The sequence below is a fragment of the Rahnella sp. AA genome, assembly GCF_002834385.1.
Lineage (GTDB): Bacteria > Pseudomonadota > Gammaproteobacteria > Enterobacterales > Enterobacteriaceae > Rahnella.
In genome coordinates, this window is the sequence record NZ_PITQ01000011.1 from 62,263 (window position 1) to 82,311 (window position 20,049).

Here is a 20,049-nt window from a genome sequence, read left to right on the forward strand (position 1 = left end):
CGTGCAATCGGCTACGCACGACAGCAATCTTGCGCGATATCTCGCAAAGAAATCATCTGGATGAAAATCGCAGTAGGAATGGGCAAGCAAAGGAGTAAAAGGGGATGCAGCAGAAGAGGAGTTGATAAATCCGCCCGACGAAACCGTCAGGCGGTAGACAGCACAGAATCAGATAGCAACAGGGGCTTTAATTGCAGGGTGTGGATCGTACCCTTCAATCTCGAAATCTTCGAAGCTGTAATCAAACAGGGAGGCAGGTTTGCGCTTGATAATCAGTTTCGGCAACGCACGTGGCTCACGGCTCAGTTGCAAATGTGTCTGTTCCATGTGGTTGCTGTACAGGTGAGTATCGCCACCGGTCCAGACAAAATCGCCCACTTCAAGGTCGCATTGTTGCGCCATCATGTGAACCAGCAATGCATAGCTGGCGATATTGAATGGCAGGCCGAGGAAGATATCGCATGAGCGCTGATACAGCTGGCAGGACAATTTGCCGTCCGCCACATAGAACTGGAAGAAGGCGTGGCACGGCGCCAGCGCCATCTGATCCAGCTCACCCACGTTCCAGGCCGAAACAATGATACGGCGGGAATTAGGGTCCTGTTTCAGTTGCTTAATCACATTCGACAATTGGTCAATTTGCGTACCATCAGCCGCCCCCCACGCACGCCACTGTTTGCCGTACACCGGGCCGAGGTCACCGTTCTCATCAGCCCACTCGTCCCAGATACTGACGTTATTTTCACGCAGATAGGCAATATTGGTTTCGCCTTTCAGGAACCACAGGAGTTCATGAATAATGGAGCGCAGATGGCATTTTTTCGTGGTGACCAGCGGGAAGCCTTCCTGCAAATTGAAACGCATCTGATGACCAAAAATCGACAACGTGCCAGTCCCGGTACGGTCGGCTTTAGGGGTGCCCTCATCGAGCACTTTCTGCATTAAATCCAGATACTGTTTCATGTTACCTCACGACAATTGTTTCTGCGGACGGCGATATGCCCAGACCATCATAATCAGGCCAATGACCACCATCGGGATGGACAGAACCTGTCCCATACTGATGATCCCATCAAACAGACCCAGCTGCGCATCCGGCTGACGGAAATGTTCGACAATGATGCGGAATAAGCCGTAGCCAATCAGAAACAGGCCCGACACCGCACCCATTGGGCGTGATTTGCGAATAAAGACGTTCAGGATGATGAACAGCACGATGCCTTCAAGCAGCAATTCATACAGCTGCGAAGGGTGGCGTGGCAACACGCCGTACTGATTCAGCAATGGCTGCCATTTAGGGTCAGCGGCGGCGATTGCGATATCTTCCTGACGTGAGCCGGGGAACAGCATCGCCCAAGGCACATCGGTGGTCACGCGGCCCCAGAGTTCACCGTTAATGAAGTTGCCCAGACGTCCTGCACCCAGACCAAACGGGATCAGCGGAGCAATGAAATCGGAAACCTGGAAGAAATTACGCTTAGTGCGGCGGGCGAATATCAGCATCACGACGATCACACCGATCAGGCCGCCATGGAAGGACATACCGCCGTCCCACACTTTGAACAGATACAGCGGGTTATCGAGGAACAGTGGCAGGTTGTAGAAGAAAACGTAGCCGATACGGCCACCAAGAAACACGCCGAGGAAACCGGCATACAGTAAATTCTCAACTTCATCTTTTGTCCAGCCGCTGCCTGGCTTGTTGGCACGGCGCACCGCCAGCCACATTGCGAAGACAAAACCGACCAGATACATCAGTCCGTACCAGTGAAGAGATACCGGCCCGATGGAGAAAATCACCGGGTCAAACTGGGGAAACGCCAGATAGCTGTTGCTCATCTATCACCACAAATTGTTTATCATTATCGCCCGGTTAAGGGCCAGCAGGGAGCGAATAGTAGCATAGCCGGGAGGTTTTCCGGGGCTAAGCCGCTGGAAAAGTTCTGTAAAAAATCATCTCATCGTGCGCCGGAATGCGGCCAGAGCAGAAGTTACGCGGCACAGCGTACCGCGTAAGGTATTTATTTACCGCCACGGATCAGGCCGCCCAACCCGCGTCGCTCCATAAATGCCGCCGTCATATGGCGAACATCTGTGGTGAAATGCGCCTGTAAAACACGGCTCGCCAGCTCTTGTGCATCATGTAATTCAATGCGCCGTAGCAGGTATTTTATGCGAGCCACGCTGCGGCCGTTCATACTGAGATTGCGGAACCCCATGCCGGTCAGCAGCAGCGCTCCCATCGGGTCACCGGCCATCTCACCGCACAAGCTGACATCCAGCCCGGCGGCTTCTGCGCTGGTGACAATCTGCTTAAGCACGCGCAGCATCGCCGGATGCAGGCTGTCGTAAAGCCCTGCAACCCGGGTATTGTTACGATCGACGGCCAGGAGATATTGCGTTAAATCGTTGGTACCCACGGAGATAAACTCCACTCTTCCGGCCAGAGCCGGCAGCATGAAGATCATCGAAGGCACTTCAATCATGACGCCCAGACGCGTCGGCGGCAGCTCATACCCCAGCTGTTCTTCCACTTCACGTCCGGCGCGGTCAATCAGGCGACGCGCTTCATCAATCTCTTCGAGACTGGTAACCATCGGCAGCAAAATGCCGAGATTGCCGGTTGCCGCGTTGGCGCGCAGCATGGCACGAACCTGAATCAGGAAAATCTCGGGCTGATCGAGCGTGATACGGATACCGCGCCAGCCCAGACATGGGTTTTCTTCGCTGATCGGCATATACGGCAACTGTTTGTCAGAGCCGATATCCAGCGTGCGCAGCGTCACCGATTTTTGCGGGAATAATTGCAGCATCCCCTGATACTGCGCGACCTGCTCTTCTTCAGAAGGGAAGCCGCTTTGCAGCATGAACGGAATTTCCGTGCGGTATAACCCGACGCCGTCGACGCGGCTGCCAAACAGTTTTTCGTGGTCTGCGCTCAGCCCGGCGTTAAGCATTACCTGTACCCGCTCGCCGCTTTTCAGCGCAGCCGGTTGCTCAACATCATCTTCGGCTTTCTGGCTCAGCTCCATTTCTTCGCTGATGAGACGTTTGTATTCCGTGACCAGCACGGCTTCCGGGTCAATCAGCAATTCGCCACGGTAACCATCAACAATCAGCTGACGCTGGCTCAGCAGCGCGGGCTGAATATCCGCGCCCATAATGGTCGGGACGCCCATCGCACGGACCAGAATTGCCGCGTGTGAGTTCGCTGCACCATCGCGGACGACTACGCCCGCCAGCCGGTCTTGCGGAACTTCCGCCAGTAATGTAGCCGTCAGCTCATCGGCAACCAGAATGAAGCGTTCTGGCCACTGGGTATTGCCCTGAATGGTATCGTCGAGATGAAACACCAGCCGCTGGCCGAGTGCGCGTAAATCACTGCCGCGCTCACGCAGATAGGTATCCTGCAGGCTGGCAAACTGAGCCGCAAATTCTTCAACGACTTTTTTGACCGCCCATTCCGCCACTGCGCCCTGATCAATCTGTGCAAACAGCTCGCGCTTAAGGCGCGCATCATTGAGCAAGTGGGAATAGAGGTCAAAAATGGCCGCGCTTTCTTTCTGCGCGCTGGCCGTGAAGCGTTTACTGAAACGACGGAATTCTGCACCGGCATCTTCCAGCGCACGCGTCAGCCGTTCGCGTTCCCGAACGGTATCCAGCGTGGAAGCCATATAGACATGTTCGAGCGAAGGCTGCGAGCTGTCCTGCCAGCCGATACCAATCGCTACGCCGGGCGATGCGGCCAGCGCCCGCACGCGGGTCTGACGGAAACGTCCGTAAAGCACATTCAGCTGTGCCTGAGAGAGGATTGCCGCCAGCTGCGTTGCCAGCGTGACCATAAAGGATTCTTCACTTTCATCAAATTGACGATGTTCGCGCTGCTGAATAACCAGCACGCCCAGCAACTGACGACGGTGAATGATCGGTACACCTAAGAAGGATCGGAAAAGATCTTCTTTTACGGCGGGAATATATTTAAAACTTGGGTGGCTCTGGGCGTCGGCAAGGTTGATGGGCTCAGCCAAACGCCCGACCAGACCGACGATCCCCTGATCGAACGCCAGGGTAATAGTGCGCCCGCGAGGTTTTTTCAAACCTCGCGTCGCCATCAGGTAGTAACAACGGCGGTCATTGTCAGCGAGATAGACGGAACACACTTCGGTGTCCATCGCCAGGCAGGTTTCGTTGACCAGTGCATCCAGCGCATCGTTCAGGCTGGACGCCATTGCTACCTTTTCAACAATTTCTCGCAAACGCGTGAGCATTTCTTCGTGACTTAGCCTCTTTTACGACGATAAGCGGGTGATGTCTTTGGAAGAGAAACTTCCTGCATCGGCATAATGGTGGTTGAAAACTCCTTCATTACACGACGGTAAACATCGCGTTTAAACGACACCACCTGACGAACCGGATACCAGAAACTCACCCAACGCCAGCCATCAAATTCAGGCGTACTGCTGCGCTGCATATTGATATCTGCATCGTTACACATCAGTTGCAGTAAGAACCATTTTTGCTTTTGGCCGATACAAACCGGCTTTGTGTCCCAACGCACCAAACGTTTTGGCAATTTATAACGTAACCAGTTACGGGTTGAAGCCAGAATACGTACATCTTTACGACCAAGCCCCACTTCCTCAAACAGCTCGCGGTACATGGCCTGCTCAGCGGTTTCACCGGGGTTTATGCCCCCCTGAGGAAACTGCCAGGAGTGCTGACCGTATCGTCTGGCCCACAGCACCTGACCCTGCTTGTCACAGATTACAATACCAACATTCGGGCGGTAGCCATCATCATCGATCACCGGACTACCTCAATAGCTTAAAATCATAGATGTTCTGATTGTTTCATACTACCAACAGGCGGTAAACCACTGGTTAACGCCGATCCGCATGAATAAAAACGGGATAACTCACAGTTATACTCCAAGTTATAAACAGACGCCCTAAAACATCGGCGATTTTATTCACTTTTTCTGTGGATAGATATGTGAAGAACTTAGGCGTAAGCGGGGTAAAACTCTTCTGAACTTATTTTTTGTGAAAAAATTATAATCGATAAAATCATTATAAAACAAAACAATAATCATCAATAAACACGTTATTCCATGGTCAAAAATGAGAACTAAATCACATTGAAAAGTGATCTGGTGAAAGATCAACCAATGACGTTTTTATCCACAGCGATCGACTAAAAGTTGACGTTGCCGGGGCAAAAATTGGATAAAACCCCCTACGTCAAGCCTGTAAATCGAACCAGTGATCGGATAAAACCAGGGTTATCCAAGAAATCTGTGGATAACTAGGTGGGAGATCCTGTTTATTGTCGCCTTCAACAGGTGATCAACCTAATCTTTAGCCTGCAAAATCCGCCGGAAAGCGGAAAAAAAACTAAGATAAATCATGCTATTATTCAGCCCTTGTGCAGGGATAACTTTTTATTCACCGCACGGGATGAAAGCAGTACGAAATTTAATCTATTGAATGAGCATTGTTTTTTATGTCGATTCCTTTACCTGCAACACATCCACCCCTCGACGAAAACGAGCTGCTGCAACGTGCACAATCTCTTGCGGGTCATACATTAGGCGAGCTGGCGGCACACGCAGGTTTGCCGATACCGGCGAATCTGAAACGTGAAAAAGGCTGGGTCGGCATGCTGCTGGAAGTGTATCTCGGCGCCGTTGCCGGCAGTAAACCTGAACAGGATTTCGCTGACATTGGCATCGAGCTGAAAACCATCCCTGTTGATTCTGCTGGTAAACCGCTGGAAACCACATTTGTCTGCGTCGCCCCCTTAACAGGCAACAGTGGTGTGACCTGGGAAACCAGTCATGTGCGCCACAAGCTGGCCCGGGTCTTGTGGATACCTGTAGAAGGCGGGCGTCAGATCCCACTGGCGGAAAGGCATATCGGCACGCCTTTACTGTGGCAGCCGTCGCAGGAAGAAGACGAACAACTGCGTCAGGACTGGGAAGAATTGATGGATTTGATCGTACTGGGCAAAGTGGAAAGCATCACAGCCCGCCATGGTGAATTTCTACAACTGCGGCCGAAAGCGGCCAACAGCAAAGCGCTGACTGAAGCTATCGGCGAGTCGGGGCAACCTATTATGACGCTGCCGCGCGGTTTCTATCTTAAGAAACGTTTCACCGCCGCACTGCTTGCCCGACATTTTCAGCTTTAACTGATAGCATTTGCCGCTGTCTGAAGCTTTGTTTGCTACGCTAAATGTGAATATCTTCGGTACAGACAAAAAGGCATATTAACGATGATGAAGAAAACCTTAATGATGGCGGGTGCGGCGCTTCTGGTATTAGGTTTGGCAGGCTGCGCCAGTGACTATGTGATTTCAACCAAAGACGGCAATATGCTCCTGACAAACGGCAAACCAGAACTGGATAAATCCACCGGATTGCTGAGCTACACGGATGAACAAGGCAATAAACGTCAGATCAATAATGATAACGTCAGCCAGATCATGAAACGCTAAGCGGCATCCGCTATGGCTATGCAACAGGGCCGGTACTCATGACTGGCTCTTTTATTATTTAATCCCTGTACGAAGCCCTTCCCCGCACACACTGCCACTTCCCCCTTCTGTCTGCCTTGTATATAGTCAGATGAGGCGCTTTTTTACCAGGCTTACATTCTCAGATATAAAGGAAGACCGGCAATGCAATATCACCGTATACCCCACAGTTCTTTAGAAGTGAGCTTACTGGGACTTGGCACCATGACTTTTGGTGAACAAAACAGCGAAGCCGACGCCCATCAGCAACTCGATTACGCCGTTGCAGCGGGCATCAACCTGATTGATACCGCAGAAATGTATCCCGTTCCGCCACGTCCTGAAACCCAGGGACTGACGGAAAGCTATATTGGCAGCTGGCTGAAAGCCCGTGGTAACCGCGAGAAAATTATTCTGGCGAGCAAAGTCGCCGGGCCTTCCCGGGGCAATGACAATGCCATCCGCCCGGGACAGATGCTGGACCGTAAAAATATTCGCGCTGCACTTGATGCCAGTCTGAAACGCCTGAATACAGATTATCTGGACTTATATCAGTTGCACTGGCCGCAGCGTCAGACCAATTTCTTTGGCAAGCTGAGCTATCAGTACACGCAGGATCAATCACCGGTTACGCTGCTGGAAACGCTGGAAGCGCTTAACGAGCAGGTGCGCGCCGGTAAAATCCGCTACATCGGTGTTTCCAACGAAACACCGTGGGGCGTGATGCGTTATCTGCAACTGGCCGAGAAACACGATCTGCCGCGGATCGTGTCCATTCAAAACCCATACAGTCTGCTAAACCGTAGTTTTGAAATCGGCCTGTCGGAAATCAGCCAACACGAAGGCGTTGAGCTGCTGGCATATTCCAGCCTGGCATTCGGCACGCTGAGTGGTAAATATCTGAACGGTGCGAAACCAGCGGGTGCACGTAATACACTGTTCAGCCGTTTCACCCGTTATTCTTCTCCGCAGGCGGAAGCGGCGATTGCCGAATACGTGGCGCTGGCGAAGAAACACAATCTGGATCCTTCGCAAATGGCGCTGGCCTTTGTACGTCAGCAACCGTTCGTCGCCAGCACCTTGCTGGGCGCAACGACGCTGGAACAACTGAAGATCAACATCGACAGCCAGGACCTGACGCTTGATGGAGAAATCCTGGTAGAACTGGAAGAGATCCACAAACGCTTCACCATTCCGGCACCGTAACAAACGCCGTGTCGCAGACATAAAAAAGGGCGCTCAGCGCCCTTTTGTTTTTTGGGAAATGCTATAAAAACAGCATCACGCCAGACGGCGTTTCTGCATATTCTTCCAGATCCACAGCGCGGTAATCGCCAGCGCAAACACCACACCGAAGCCGATACCAATCGCCACGACCGGCGCACCCGCCATGACCACCAGCGAATACAAGCCCAGCATCAGTAACATCGCGGTGTTCTCGCCGAGATTCTGTACCGCAATCGCATTACCGGCACCGACGGAAATTTTACCGCGATGCTGTAGCAGCGCGTTCAGCGGAACCACGAAGAAGCCACCGAGGATCCCGACAACCACCAGCACAATATACGAACTCAGCATGCTGGTTTGCAGGGCGAATACGACGACCGCGATCCCGATCGCCACACCTGCAGGCAGACAGCGTTTCACTGTTTCCAGGCGGATGAGTTTCGCCGCCGCACCGGCACCAAACACAATACCGATGGCGACCATCGCGTTAAGCAGCGTCGGCGTTTTGTTATCGGTAATGCCCAGCGCTACCGGCACCCACAACACCAGCAGGAAACGTAGCGTCACGCCCGCGCCCCAGAACAGACTGGTACCGACCAGCGAAAAGCGGGTTTCGCCGTCCTGCCACAAGGTTTTGCAGGCGGAGAAAAACGTCCGCGTCATTTTGGCCGGGTTCCAGGATTGCCCCGGACGCGCCGGTGTCAGCTTGGGAATAAACCAGTTCGCCGCAACCGCCGCGCCATAAGCCAGCACGCAGATGCCAAGCGCCGCCAGAATGCTCCAGTCAGCCAGTGCGCCACCGGCCACCGATCCGAGAAGGATCGCCGCAATGGTCGACGCTTCCATCATGCCGTTGGCTTTCACCAGCTGCTCGCCGCTGGCGATTTCACCCAGAATGCCGTATTTGGCCGGTGAATACGCCGCCGCACCAATCCCCACCAGCGTATAGCCGAGGAATGGGTTCAGCCCGGCACAAATCACCGCCGCGCCGCCGAGTTTGAGCAGGTTGGCGACCATCATCACGCGGCCTTTCGAGAAGCTGTCCGCGAACTGCCCGACGAACGGCGCGAGAATGATATAGGTCGCGACAAACGCCATCTGCAAAACCGGCTGGCTCCAGTCGGGATACAGCTGTTGTTTGATCAGCGCCAGCGCAGCAAACAGCAGCGCGTTATCGCCAAACGCAGAAAGAAATTGTGCGACGATCACCGCCGTCATGCTTTTCGACATCAGCGGCGCTGCCGCCATAGAAGGTTGGCTCATGCCTCATTCTCCGGGTTTTCTGCCATCTCGCGCAGGGTGACAAAATCAGGTTTACCGCTGCCCAGCAACGGCAAAGCTTTAACCACGCGAATATCACGCGGCACCGCAAGTTCCGGCAGCCCCAGTTCGCGGGCGGCTTTGCTCAGGGCATCACGGCGTAATTCCGGGTCGGTGGTAAACAGCACCAGCGCCTCGCCTTTGCTGCTGTTAGTGCGTGACGTTGCAGCATGTTGTTTATCAGGTGAGGCTTTGATGGCAAGTTGTTCAACGCTTTCCAGCGACACCATTTCACCCGCCAGTTTGGCAAAACGCTTCACGCGGCCACGGATGGCACAGAAGCCTTTTTCATCCAGCGTGACGATATCACCGGTGTCATACCAGCCTGCCTGTATTTCACCTTCCGCATTTTCAGCCTGCGGCACTTCCAGTACGCCCGGGTTTTCCACACGGAGGTAACCTTTCATGATGTTCGGGCCGCGCAGTTGCAGACGTCCTCCCTCTTCGATGCCCGGCACTTTAATCAGACGTGATTCCATGCCCGGTAAAATCTTACCCACGGTATTCACTTTCGCCGCCATCGGCACGTTAATCGCCACGACCGGCGCGCACTCGGTCACGCCATAGCCTTCGAGAATGCGGATACCGAACTTGTTTTGCCAGATTTCTTTAGTGCTCTCAGCCAGCTTTTCCGCGCCGGCCACTACATACCGCAAACGGGCAAAATCATATGGATGTGCAAAGCGGGCATAGTTACCGAGGAACGTCGATGTGCCAAACAGAACGGTACAGTTTTGGTCATACACCAATTCGGGAACGATGCGGTAATGCAGCGGGCTGGGATACAAAAATACGCGTGCACCAGTCATCAGTGGCGTTAACAGGCCGACGGTCAGACCGAATGCGTGGAACAACGGCAGCGACGACATAAAACGATCGCGGGGTGTGAAATCCGCCACTGAGCGAATCTGCTCGACGTTCGCCAGCAGGCTGGCGTGAGAATGCACCACGCCTTTCGGATGGCCTTCGGAGCCGGACGTAAACAGCACCAGCGCGGCATCGTCGGCCTGCTGCGCCAGCATGGCGCGACGTGGGAAAATCAGGTGGAACAGGATCCACAACTTGTCCTGTAACGTGACGGTATCTTTCAAATCTTCCAGGTAGACCCAGTTGGCCTGCGGCACATTGTCCGGCAGATGGGTCAGTTTGCCTTTTTCGAGGAACTGGCGTGACGTAATGATCGTTTTGATCTGCGCCGCCTTCATGGCGCTTTGCAACCCTTTAGCCCCGGATGTGTAATTGAGCAATGCCGGAATACGGTTACGCATCGACGCACCAAACAGCGCCGCTGCCATGATCGTCGCATTCGGCAGCAGCATCCCGACATGCTCACCTTCACGGGTAAAACGTTGCAGGATGCGGCTGACGCCGAGGGATTTCTTCAGTAACCCCTGATAGGTATCTTCTTTAAAGGCGATATCGGCAATGCACGGTTTACGGCGGCCATAACGGGTTTGCGCAGAAAGCAGGGCCTGATACAACGTTTCCGGCTGGCGGGTATCCATACGCGCCTGCATCATAATTTTATGCAATTGTTCACCCGCCAGCACGCGGCGGTCGCGGGAACGCGGCGCATCTGGCATCGGGATCGTGGTCGGTGGTAAAAGATTAATGGTGATTTTCGGGAACCAGCGGATTTTGAAACTGCCGAACAACCGGCCAAACGGTGTGTATTCCGCGCCATCAATGCGCACCGGGATCACCGTGGCCTGAGACTTCGCGGCCACAAAAGCCGCACCGTCATAAATCTTCATTAATGACCCGGTCACCGTGATGCGCCCTTCAGGGAAAACCACGACCGGGCGCCCTTTTTCCACTTCGCGGATCAGATGTTTAATCGCCATCGGCTTGGTCGGATCCAGTGGCATAAAATCGACGTAAGGTTTCAGCCAGCGCATAAACCAGCTGTCGGTAATGTCGGAATAGACCGCGAACACCGGTTTTACCGGCAGGAAAAGCACCAGCAGCATGCCGTCTATAAAAGAAACATGATTGGGTGTAAGCAATAAACGCGGGTAATTAAATGAAGATTTCGCCGGCGTGACGGTGACCCGAAACGCAATACGGAACAACCACCGGAATGCGACGAAAAGAACGTTATACATGTTTGCCATCTCCTTATGTGTCATCCCTGATCTTGAAAGAAAAAGGTTAGGGAAACAGCATACTATAAGCGGCGAAAGAATCACGACAGTCTGATGAGAGTTTAGGAAGAGCCTGATGGGGTCGTCAGGTTTGAGGCAAAAAAAAACCTACGCATCCGCGTAGGTTGGTGCAAATTTAATCGGTATCAACATGCAGAGCACGTTGATGATTCACCAATCAATACCTCTGGGACGTTCAATTTAGCTGGTTTGCACGAACCTCAGCCAGCAGGCAATCGAAACATAATTCCGCAAAGTGTAACCAGTGGTGAAAATAGCCCCGATTTTAGTCATTTAATGCGGATTGTGAGACTTCCACCAGGCAACTCATCGCATTCGGCCCTTGCGTTAAACGCGACGTGCCGATGTCCAGCGTCAGCACGTTCGGATTTCCCGCCTGCTCTGTTTCCTGCCATTTGCCGCCAAAGCCCGGATCAAACCAGGCACCGGTGGACATCAGCACCACGCCGCGCGTTATGCCGTCATTGAACGAAACCCCGGCCAGACAGCTGCCGCGCGCGTTATGCACTTTCACCCGGTCGCCGTCGTTCAGCTGGCGGCTGGCCGCGTCTTCAGGGTGCATAAACAGCGTTTCTTTCCCGGCCGTTTTGTTCGACTGCGCCAGCGGCGACTGATCGAGCTGGCTGTGCAACCGGTCTTTCGGCTGAATGGAAATCAGATGCAGCGGCCACTCTTTGGCCGTTTCTGCGCCCAGCCACTCCACCGGCGGCTGCCATTCCGGATGCGGTGCGAAATCTTCGTAACCGTATCCGGCAATGGTTTCGGAGAACAATTCGATTTTTCCGCTGTGCGTGCCCAGCGGATTAGCGCGCGGGCTTTTGCGGAATTCTTCAAAGAACACGTAATCTTTTTCCGGCGTCGGCAATTCAACAAAACCGCGTTCCCAGAACGTCTCAAAGTCAGGCCATTCCACGCCGGTGCCCTTCTGCGCTTCACCGCACTGACGGTAAATATGGCGCAGCCACTGATCTTCATTGCGCCCCAGAGTAAACTGTTCGCGGTAACCGAGACGGTCGGCAATATCGGCGAAGATATCAAAGTCGTTACGCGCCTGATGCTGCGGCGCGACGGCCTGATGCATCGCCAGCACGAAACGGTCACGCGAAGAACCGCCGATATCATTACGCTCAAGCGAGGTGGTCGCAGGCAGCACGATGTCGGCCATCTGCGCTGCCGGTGTCCAGACGTTGTCCTGCACGATCACCGTGTCCGGTTTCTGCCAGCCTTCGACCAGACGGTTAAGCTGCTGATGGTGATGGAACGGATTACCGCCCGCCCAGTGGACCAGATGAATGTCCGGATAATTCAGCGTCTCGCCCTGGAATTCGTACGGCTGACCGGGGTTGAGCAACATGTCGCTGATGCGCGCCACAGGAATCGACAACCCGGAAGGATTCGGCCCGGCGCTGACGGCAGGCCCCGGCGTGTCAAAACGCGGATTGCCGACGCTGTTCATCGAACCGTGACCAAACGAGAAGCCGCCGCCCGGCAAACCGACCTGCCCGAGCATGGCGGAAATGGCGATCATCATCCAGTACGGCTGTTCGCCTCGATGGGCGCGCTGCACGGAATAAGAACAGGTGATAAAGCTGCGGACGCCCGTCAGATCGTCGGCCAGCCGCGCAATACGTTCAGCCGGAACGCCGGTAATGTGGCTCGCCCACTCCGGCGTTTTCGCCACGCCGTCGGTATCACCGCGCAGATACGCCGCGAGCTGCGGATAACCCACGCAGTGGCTGGCCAGAAACGCATCGTCCTGTGCGTCTTTGCGCTGAATCTCATAGGCAATCGCCATCATCAGCGCCGCGTCAGTGTTCGGGCGGATTGGGATCCACTCGGCCTTGACAAATTCCGGGCAGTCATCGCGCATCGGGCTGATGTTAATCACCCGCGTGCCTTTTTTCGCCAGCTGTTCCAGCGCCGGTTTCAGCGTATGCTCCACCGCACCGCCGGACGCCACTTGTGCGTTTTTCAGCGCCAGACCGCCGAAGGCCAGCAGGATTTCCGCGTGTTCCACCACGCTCGGCCACGACGTGACGCGCCCGGTAAGTGGCGTAAATGTGCCAATCACATACGGCAGGAAAAACTGCGCCGAGCCCCAGCTGTAATTGCCCTGCTGATCCACACCGCCGCCGCCGGTGAAATAAAAACGGCGCACCAGCGAACGGGCATGGTGTAAACGCCCCGCCGAAGACCAGCCGTAAGAGCCGTTGAAAATCCCGGATGCACCATAGCGGTCGCGCACACGTTTGTTCTCTTCAGCGACCAGATCCAGCGCCAGATCCCAGTCCACTTCGACAAAATCTTCACGCCCGCGCAGCGAGCGATCGCTGTTTTCGCGTTTTTGCAGCCAGGAACGGCGCACCGCCGGTTTACGGATACGTTTTTCCGAATACACCAGCGGCGCAATCGAATCGAGTAAAGGCGAAGGGTCAGCATCGGCGGAATAAGGCTCGCAGCGGATCAGGCGGCCATCTTCCACCACGGCGGTATACGCGCCCCAGTGAGCCAGTTGCGGGTAACGTTTTATCGACATTTTTTCTTTTTCTCAGCGCGGGTGAATAGCATTAAAAATAACATTCGCGCCGTTCTCAGTTCAAAGAACAAATCATCTTAATCAAACCCATTTCGGCCCTTTCAGGCTGCGATTTCCGTTAAAGACGGCATTCTTTTCCCGTTACATGCGTCTTACATCGAAAAGTTGCGATCGACATCCTTGCAGCCACCAGTCTTTTCCGCAAAACTGGGCAGTGTAAACGATTACCCTCACGGATTAACGGAAGTGTTATGGCAACGATTAAGGATGTAGCAAAACTGGCAGGCGTATCGGTTGCGACCGTTTCACGCGTGATAAATCATTCCCCGAAAGCCAGCGACAGCTCGCGGGAAGCCGTTCAGAACGCCATGCAGCATCTGCAATATCATCCGAATGCCAACGCCCGCGCACTGGCGCAACAGGCTACCGAAACCCTGGGCCTGATTGTGGCCGACGTGTCCGATCCATTTTTTGGCGCGATGGTAAAAGCCGTCGAACAGGTGGCGTATGCGACCGGTAATTTCCTGCTGATTGGTAACGGTTATCACAATGTGGAAAAAGAGCGTCAGGCCATCGAACAGCTGATCCGTCACCGCTGTGCGGCGCTGGTGGTTCACGCCAAAATGCTGCCGGAAGATGAACTGACCAGCCTGATGCAGCAAATTCCCGGCATGGTGCTGATCAACCGCACGCTGCCCGGTTTCGAGGAGCGCTGCATTGCGCTTGATGACCGCTACGGTTCCTGGCTGGCAACCCGCCATCTGATTCAGGCCGGGCATCAGCGCATCGCCATTTTGTGTTCCAACCACGGTATTTCCGATGCCAGCGACCGTCTTCAGGGCTACATTGACGCGCTGACCGAACACAATATTCCTGTCGATGACAAACTGATTGCCTACGCCGAACCCGATGAAATCGGCGGCGAAAAAGCGATGGCGGACTTACTGGGATTAGGCAAAAGCTTTACCGCCGTGACCTGCTACAACGACCCGATGGCCGCGGGTGCGCTTTCGGTATTAAGCGATAACAGCATTGATGTGCCGGGGGAAATTTCTCTGATCGGGTTTGATGACGTGCTGATTTCGCGCTATCTGCGCCCGCGTCTGACCACGGTGCGTTATCCGGTTGTCGCGATGGCAAATCAGGCCGCGCAGCTGGCGTTAGCGCTGGCAAACGGCCAGCCGCTGCCGGAAACCACTCACATGTTCAGCCCGACGCTGGTGCGTCGTCACTCAGTGAGTTCTCCGGGGAATTAAAGGAATTGCTGGTAAACGCGGACGGGTTTGTCAGGGTAATCCAGCGCATCGCCGATGTATTTCCAGCCAAACCGTTCGTAGTAGCCGGTAAATTCAGCGTAGAGATAGAGTTCGGAAAAGCCGCTGCGGCGGCTGTGTTCCAGCACGAAAGCCTGCAATTTCTGCCCTAAACCGTGCGATCTGAAACCTTCATCAACGTACAGTGCCGCCAGCCACGGCGTGAGATCCTGGCGGCTGATCAAATCGCAGCGCCACAGCCCCACCGTTCCCGCCAGCGTTTCGCCCTCGAGCGCGATAAAAGTTTGTGGCAAATCCGCACCGCGCAGGCTGCTCTGCACGACGCTTTCAAAGAACGCCCGGCTGTTTTCACTGCCAAACGCTTTCCACAGCCAGTCCGTGACGGTTTCCTGAAATTCCGGGCGTTCGCTGAGATTCACGATCATCATACTCAGACCAGTTTCCCCTGAAAGATCGGTACAGACTCAAACAGATAACCGTCGAACTCCGGCGCATCGACGTCAGAAAGTTCCATCAGCGTGTTCTTCACATTTTCCATGTGCTGCCACATGGCCTGATACGAACCCATCACGTCGCGGCGGCGCAGTGCGGCCAAAATATTCTGATGATCTGCCAGCCATTTCAGCCGGTAACCGCGCGTGGCGATGTGGCTGTGTAACTGTTTCCACAGCGGGCTGGAGTCGCGGTGCATCCAGATATTTTTGACGGAATCGAGCAGCATCTGGTTCTGCGTGGCACCGGCAATCAGCAGGTGAAAAAGCCGGTCGTTATCGCCACTTTCGTCATTGGCGACAATCGCGATTTGTTCCTGCTCCAGCGTACGGCGCAGATTTTCGATATCCGCCTTGGTCGCCATTTTGGCGGCAAACGCGGCAATGTTACTTTCGAGCAACTGCCGCGCCTGTAAAATTTCAAACGGGCCAATCTGCCCCTGATACATCAGTTCGTCTTCGCCCTCTTCCTGCGAAGGAATGCGGATCACGTAAACGCCGGAGCCCTGGCGGATATCCACCGTGCCTTCAAGTTCCAGCATCAGCAGGGCTTCGCGCACGATAGTCCGGCTGACGCCGTAGGTTTCAGCCATATTACGTTCAGGCGGCAGGCGGGAACCCACAGCGAAATGCCCCTGCTTGATTTGCTCGCGCAGGTCGTGCCCGATTTCCTGATACTGCTTTTTGTCCTGCGAAACCACACCTTTATCCACACATTCACCCTGATGCAAAGACTGACAAATTGGCTCCAAAAACAGAGCCAATGGACATACGCTGAAGGGTCAGTGTATCAAACTTAATGCCTGATCCAGCACTTTGGCGCCGTTCAGGGTTCCGTACGCCACCATGTCGATCACGGCGATGGGAATGTTGTGTTCATCCGTCAGCTTTTTATTTTCCGCCAGTTTGAACCGCACCTGCGGCCCTAACAGCACAACCTGAATATCACGTCCGTAGGCCTCAAGCTCGTCGCGCAGATTATTTTCCGGGATGGCGTAGATCTTAAATTCCAGCCCGCGGGCGGCGGCTTCTTTTTCCATTTTGGTGACCACAAGGGAAGTGGACATCCCTGCCGAACAAGCTAAAACGAGTCGTTTCATAATGTTTCCTCGGGTTATTTATCTTCATCGTCCAGTGTTAAAGACAACACACCACTTTCACTCAGCGATTTAAACCAGTGAGATGATTTCTTCTGACGGCGATCACGGTTGTTATCAAGATCAATCTCGATCAGCCCGTAACGGTTTTTAAAAGCATTCATCGGCGAGACGTTATCGGTAAAAGCCCAGAGCATATATCCCTGGCAATTTGCACCGTCTTCCCGCGCCTTTAATGTCCAGTAAAGATGTTCGGCAATAAATTCAATACGATAATCGTCCTGAATTTCCCCGCTGCTGGCATCACGGAACTGGCCTTCATTTTCAATGCCCATTCCGTTCTCAGCAATAAACCACGGAACATTTCCGTATTCCGTTTTAATACGCATTGCAAAGTCATAAACAATTTTCGGGTAAATTTCCCAGCCACGGGATTTATTCATCCGTCGGCCCGGCAGTTCAAAATGTTCGTAGTAAAACGCGGGATGGAATGGCGTCTCTTTATTCCATTCGCGGGACGGCGCTTTAACACGGTGCGGGTAATACAAATTAATGCCCACTTCGTCCACCGTATTATTACGGATAACCGCCAGTTCCTGCTCTGAATAATTAAACTGCACGTCGTGCTTTTGCAGCAAATCGAGCAATTCCTGCGGGTATTCGCCTTTAATCATCGGGTCTAAAAATACGCGGTTATAGAATAAATCGTATAAATGCGCCGCCTTCTGATCGTGAGCCGCCGCTGAACGGGCGTACGTCACTTCCGGGTTTAAAATCACGCCCATCGTGCCGTGCGAACCGTAACCTTTACGGTGAAACAGCTCGACGACTCTGGCGGTTGCCAGCACTTTGTGGTGATTCCACTGCATCCATTTACCGGTGTTCTGCTCGAATGGCCAGCGGATTGCGTCCAGATACACGCGGGTTTGCACCACCACCGGCTCGTTGAAGGTGAACCAGCGGCTGACCTTTCCGGCGAAGCGCTCAAGCACTTTTTCCGCATACAGGACAAACAGCTCAACGACTTTCTTCGAACTCCAGCCGTCATATTTTTCAAGCAGATACGCCGGTAATTCGTAATGTTCGAGGCACAGCATCGGCTCAATGCCGTTGCGCTTCATCTCATCGAGCAGATTGCCGATGTACGCTGCATATTCTTCATCGACGGTGCCCAGCTCATAGTCAGTCAGAAATCGCGACCAGTTGACCGAGGTGCGGTAATGGCTCAGCCCGCTGGCCTTCATCAGCGCCACGTCTTCCTTGTAGCGGTTGATGAAATCGGTGGCTTTCGCCGGGCCGTAGCCGTTGTGCCAGACGTGGCGGTTGTTTTTGTACCAGAGATCCAGATACGAATCCTGCCCGTCCTTTTTCCCACTCCAGCCTTCGGTTTGCCACGCGGAAGCCGCCGCACCGAGAATAAATCCGTCAGGAATGGTGATTGAAACCTTGCTCATAATTTTCCTCGTTGTCCCGAATTCAGGCCGTTGCAGCGCGTTTTTGCTGCTGCGCGATAGCGTCAATCTGCGCCTGTTCTGCACGGCGAGAAGCCACTTTGACAAACGGCAGATAAATCAGCACCGCCACCACAATGCAGCCAATCTGGGTAATCACCGCGCCCATCGAACCGGCGGTCGACAGCCAGGCGTTGATGATCGGCGGCGTGGTCCACGGCACCATCACCACGGCGCGTCCGGCAAAACCCAGGCTGGTCGCGAAATACCCGATAGTGCCGGTGATGAGCGGCGTGATGATGAACGGGATCGCCAGAATAGGGTTGAGCATGATCGGCATGCCGAAAATCACCGGTTCATTGATGTTGAAGAAGCCCGGCCCCATCGATAATTTGGCGATTTCGCGCATTTCTTTACGGCGCGTTCCCAGCATGACCGCCAGCAAAAGCCCGATGGTGCAGCCGGAACCGCCAATGCTCATGTACACATCCCAGAACGGCATGGTGATGATGTTCGGCACTTCATGTCCCTGCTCGAACGCCGTCATGTTCACCATGATCGCACCCAGCAGCAGCGGCTCGCGGATGGGTTTGATCATCTGATTGCCGTGAATACCGATGACCCAGAACAGCTGCGCGACAAACATCAGCAACAGAATGCCCGGCAGGCTTTGCATCACCGATTCCAGCGGGCGCTGGATCACCTGATACACCGCATCGTATAAATACATGCCGGTCACGCGATGGAAAACGAAGCCGAACGTGGCGACGATAACCACGGTAATGATCGCGGGGATCAGCGCGGAGAACGATGCAGAAACGTTCGGTGGCACGCTTTCCGGCATTTTAATGCGCAGGCCGTTAACTTTTTCCAGGCGGGAATATATTTCCACCGACAGAATGGCAATAAACATGCCGAGGAACAGGCTTTTGGTGTCGGAGAATTGTTTCGCCAGCACGTCTTTCACTTCCTGCATCTGACCGTTGACCATCATATCGACGGTCGTCGGCGTGACGGCAATAAAACAAATCACCGCCAGCAGGCCGGGAAATAACGAACGCGAACCGTTAATTTTCCCCAGTTCAATACCAATTAAAAATACCGCGCCAATCGTCAGGAAACTCAGCGTGGCGTAGTTAATACTGCTCATAATCGGTTTGAGCGTCGCCAGCCAGGAGAACATTTCAAAGTGGGCTAATCCGTTTTTCGGATCCATCACCATATTTGAAATTAAAACTGAGAATGCCCCCACGATAATGACCGGCATTAACGTGATAAAAGAAGCCTTAATAGCCATGATATATCTGAGGCTATTAAAAGTATTCGCGAATCCCCCGAGAGAATCGATAAAACGGTCTTTCAGTGACATGACACCACCTCTATTAATATAGTATTTTGCTTTGCAGGTGCTTGTTTCGCATTGACCTTTTGACGTATCAGAGGATAAAGGTTGAGTGCGAATATAAAGTCAGATTCCGGTTCTGAGAGAAATTCCGTCCATCTTTTTGGTGATTGTTTTCTTAATGTGGCATGCCAAAAAATAGCGGAATACGAATTAATTTCTGTGACAGTGTTCTCACATGTGAATATTGGAATTCCAATATGATGAATTCACCCCTTTCTGGTATACCAATTTTGGAGATGTCGATGGAATTCGATCTGGAACAAACGGTAATGGAATTATTGATCAACGCCGGGGAAGCGCGTTCTAACGCGATGATGGCGATTCAGCACGCCCGCAAAAAGGAATGGGAGCAGGCCGATGCCATGCTGAAAGCCTCAGACGATGCGGCGCGCGTCGCGCACAAAGTGCAGACGCAGCTGATCGGGCTGGATGAAGGCGTGGGGAAAATACCGGTAAATCTGATTATGGTGCATTCGCAGGATCATCTGATGACCGCCATGCTTTGCCGCGAACTGGCCGAAGAAATCGTGTTACTGCGCAAAGAGATGTTTGAGAAGGCGTGAATCCGGT

At 53.6% G+C, this 20,049-nt stretch carries 17 protein-coding genes; 5 read left to right on the forward strand and 12 right to left on the reverse strand.

Annotated elements, in window-relative coordinates:
• Nucleotides 1-168: 168 nt before the first annotated feature.
• The 4 genes from thyA to rppH form a co-directional block, all read right to left on the reverse strand.
• On the reverse strand, nt 169-963 hold the full coding sequence (thyA, locus tag CWS43_RS21920; RefSeq protein ID WP_101079244.1) for a thymidylate synthase: 795 nt from the start codon (nt 961-963) through the stop codon (nt 169-171).
• A 6-nt stretch (nt 964-969) separates the two neighbouring features.
• Nucleotides 970-1,839 carry a prolipoprotein diacylglyceryl transferase gene (gene lgt, locus CWS43_RS21925; RefSeq protein ID WP_101079245.1) on the reverse strand — a complete coding sequence of 290 codons (870 nt, stop codon included), beginning with the start codon at nt 1,837-1,839 and terminating at the stop codon, nt 970-972.
• 182 nt (nt 1,840-2,021) lie between these two features.
• Nucleotides 2,022-4,268, reverse strand: coding sequence for a phosphoenolpyruvate--protein phosphotransferase (ptsP, locus tag CWS43_RS21930; protein ID WP_101079246.1), 2,247 nt, complete (start codon nt 4,266-4,268; stop codon nt 2,022-2,024).
• An 11-nt stretch (nt 4,269-4,279) separates the two neighbouring features.
• The gene (gene rppH, locus CWS43_RS21935) at nt 4,280-4,807 is read right to left on the reverse strand and encodes an RNA pyrophosphohydrolase (RefSeq protein ID WP_101079247.1); all 528 of its coding nucleotides are present in this window, start codon (nt 4,805-4,807) and stop codon (nt 4,280-4,282) included.
• A 695-nt stretch (nt 4,808-5,502) separates the two neighbouring features.
• Here rppH and mutH point away from each other — a divergent pair.
• The 3 genes from mutH to CWS43_RS21950 all read left to right on the forward strand — a co-directional run bounded on the left by mutH (nt 5,503) and on the right by CWS43_RS21950 (nt 7,719).
• Nucleotides 5,503-6,189 carry a DNA mismatch repair endonuclease MutH gene (mutH, locus tag CWS43_RS21940; RefSeq protein ID WP_101079248.1) on the forward strand — a complete coding sequence of 229 codons (687 nt, stop codon included), beginning with the start codon at nt 5,503-5,505 and terminating at the stop codon, nt 6,187-6,189.
• Between the two features lie 87 nt (nt 6,190-6,276).
• Nucleotides 6,277-6,495, forward strand: a complete 219-nt coding sequence (locus tag CWS43_RS21945; RefSeq protein WP_198555901.1) for a YgdI/YgdR family lipoprotein — start codon at nt 6,277-6,279, stop codon at nt 6,493-6,495.
• A 183-nt stretch (nt 6,496-6,678) separates the two neighbouring features.
• Nucleotides 6,679-7,719 (forward strand): NADP(H)-dependent aldo-keto reductase, encoded by a 1,041-nt coding sequence (locus CWS43_RS21950; protein ID WP_101079250.1) that lies wholly within the window; start codon nt 6,679-6,681, stop codon nt 7,717-7,719.
• Nucleotides 7,720-7,794: 75 nt separating this feature from the next.
• Here the strand turns inward: CWS43_RS21950 and lplT are convergent, their stop codons facing one another.
• The 3 genes from lplT to CWS43_RS21965 all read right to left on the reverse strand — a co-directional run bounded on the left by lplT (nt 7,795) and on the right by CWS43_RS21965 (nt 13,761).
• Nucleotides 7,795-9,003 carry a lysophospholipid transporter LplT gene (gene lplT, locus CWS43_RS21955; RefSeq protein WP_101079251.1) on the reverse strand — a complete coding sequence of 403 codons (1,209 nt, stop codon included), beginning with the start codon at nt 9,001-9,003 and terminating at the stop codon, nt 7,795-7,797.
• Complete coding sequence (gene aas, locus CWS43_RS21960) at nt 9,000-11,165, reverse strand: bifunctional acyl-ACP--phospholipid O-acyltransferase/long-chain-fatty-acid--ACP ligase (protein WP_101079252.1); 2,166 nt, start codon at nt 11,163-11,165, stop codon at nt 9,000-9,002. The genes lplT and aas overlap by 4 nt, the downstream gene beginning before the upstream one ends.
• Nucleotides 11,166-11,490: 325 nt before the next feature.
• Nucleotides 11,491-13,761: a molybdopterin guanine dinucleotide-containing S/N-oxide reductase gene (locus tag CWS43_RS21965; RefSeq protein ID WP_101079253.1), complete on the reverse strand. Its 2,271-nt coding sequence runs from the start codon at nt 13,759-13,761 to the stop codon at nt 11,491-11,493.
• A gap of 251 nt (nt 13,762-14,012) precedes the next feature.
• On the opposite strand from CWS43_RS21965, the gene galR reads away from it, so the two are divergent.
• The gene (gene galR, locus CWS43_RS21970; protein WP_101079254.1) at nt 14,013-15,017 is read left to right on the forward strand and encodes an HTH-type transcriptional regulator GalR; all 1,005 of its coding nucleotides are present in this window, start codon (nt 14,013-14,015) and stop codon (nt 15,015-15,017) included.
• Here galR and CWS43_RS21975 read toward each other — a convergent pair.
• The 5 genes from CWS43_RS21975 to CWS43_RS21995 form a co-directional block, all read right to left on the reverse strand.
• Nucleotides 15,014-15,463 (reverse strand): GNAT family N-acetyltransferase, encoded by a 450-nt coding sequence (locus tag CWS43_RS21975; protein WP_101079255.1) that lies wholly within the window; start codon nt 15,461-15,463, stop codon nt 15,014-15,016. The genes galR and CWS43_RS21975 overlap by 4 nt on opposite strands.
• 2 nt (nt 15,464-15,465) lie before the next feature.
• Complete coding sequence (locus tag CWS43_RS21980; protein ID WP_101079256.1) at nt 15,466-16,239, reverse strand: FCD domain-containing protein; 774 nt, start codon at nt 16,237-16,239, stop codon at nt 15,466-15,468.
• A gap of 69 nt (nt 16,240-16,308) precedes the next feature.
• Nucleotides 16,309-16,626 carry a PTS sugar transporter subunit IIB gene (locus tag CWS43_RS21985; protein ID WP_101079257.1) on the reverse strand — a complete coding sequence of 106 codons (318 nt, stop codon included), beginning with the start codon at nt 16,624-16,626 and terminating at the stop codon, nt 16,309-16,311.
• A 14-nt stretch (nt 16,627-16,640) separates the two neighbouring features.
• A complete protein-coding gene (locus CWS43_RS21990) occupies nt 16,641-18,077 on the reverse strand; it encodes a glycoside hydrolase family 1 protein (RefSeq protein WP_101079258.1) in 1,437 nt (478 codons plus the stop codon).
• 22 nt (nt 18,078-18,099) lie between these two features.
• Nucleotides 18,100-19,443, reverse strand: coding sequence for a PTS sugar transporter subunit IIC (locus CWS43_RS21995; protein ID WP_101079259.1), 1,344 nt, complete (start codon nt 19,441-19,443; stop codon nt 18,100-18,102).
• Nucleotides 19,444-19,721: 278 nt separating this feature from the next.
• Here CWS43_RS21995 and CWS43_RS22000 point away from each other — a divergent pair, with 278 nt between their 5' ends.
• Nucleotides 19,722-20,042: a PTS lactose/cellobiose transporter subunit IIA gene (locus tag CWS43_RS22000; RefSeq protein WP_101079260.1), complete on the forward strand. Its 321-nt coding sequence runs from the start codon at nt 19,722-19,724 to the stop codon at nt 20,040-20,042.
• Nucleotides 20,043-20,049: the final 7 nt, after the last annotated feature.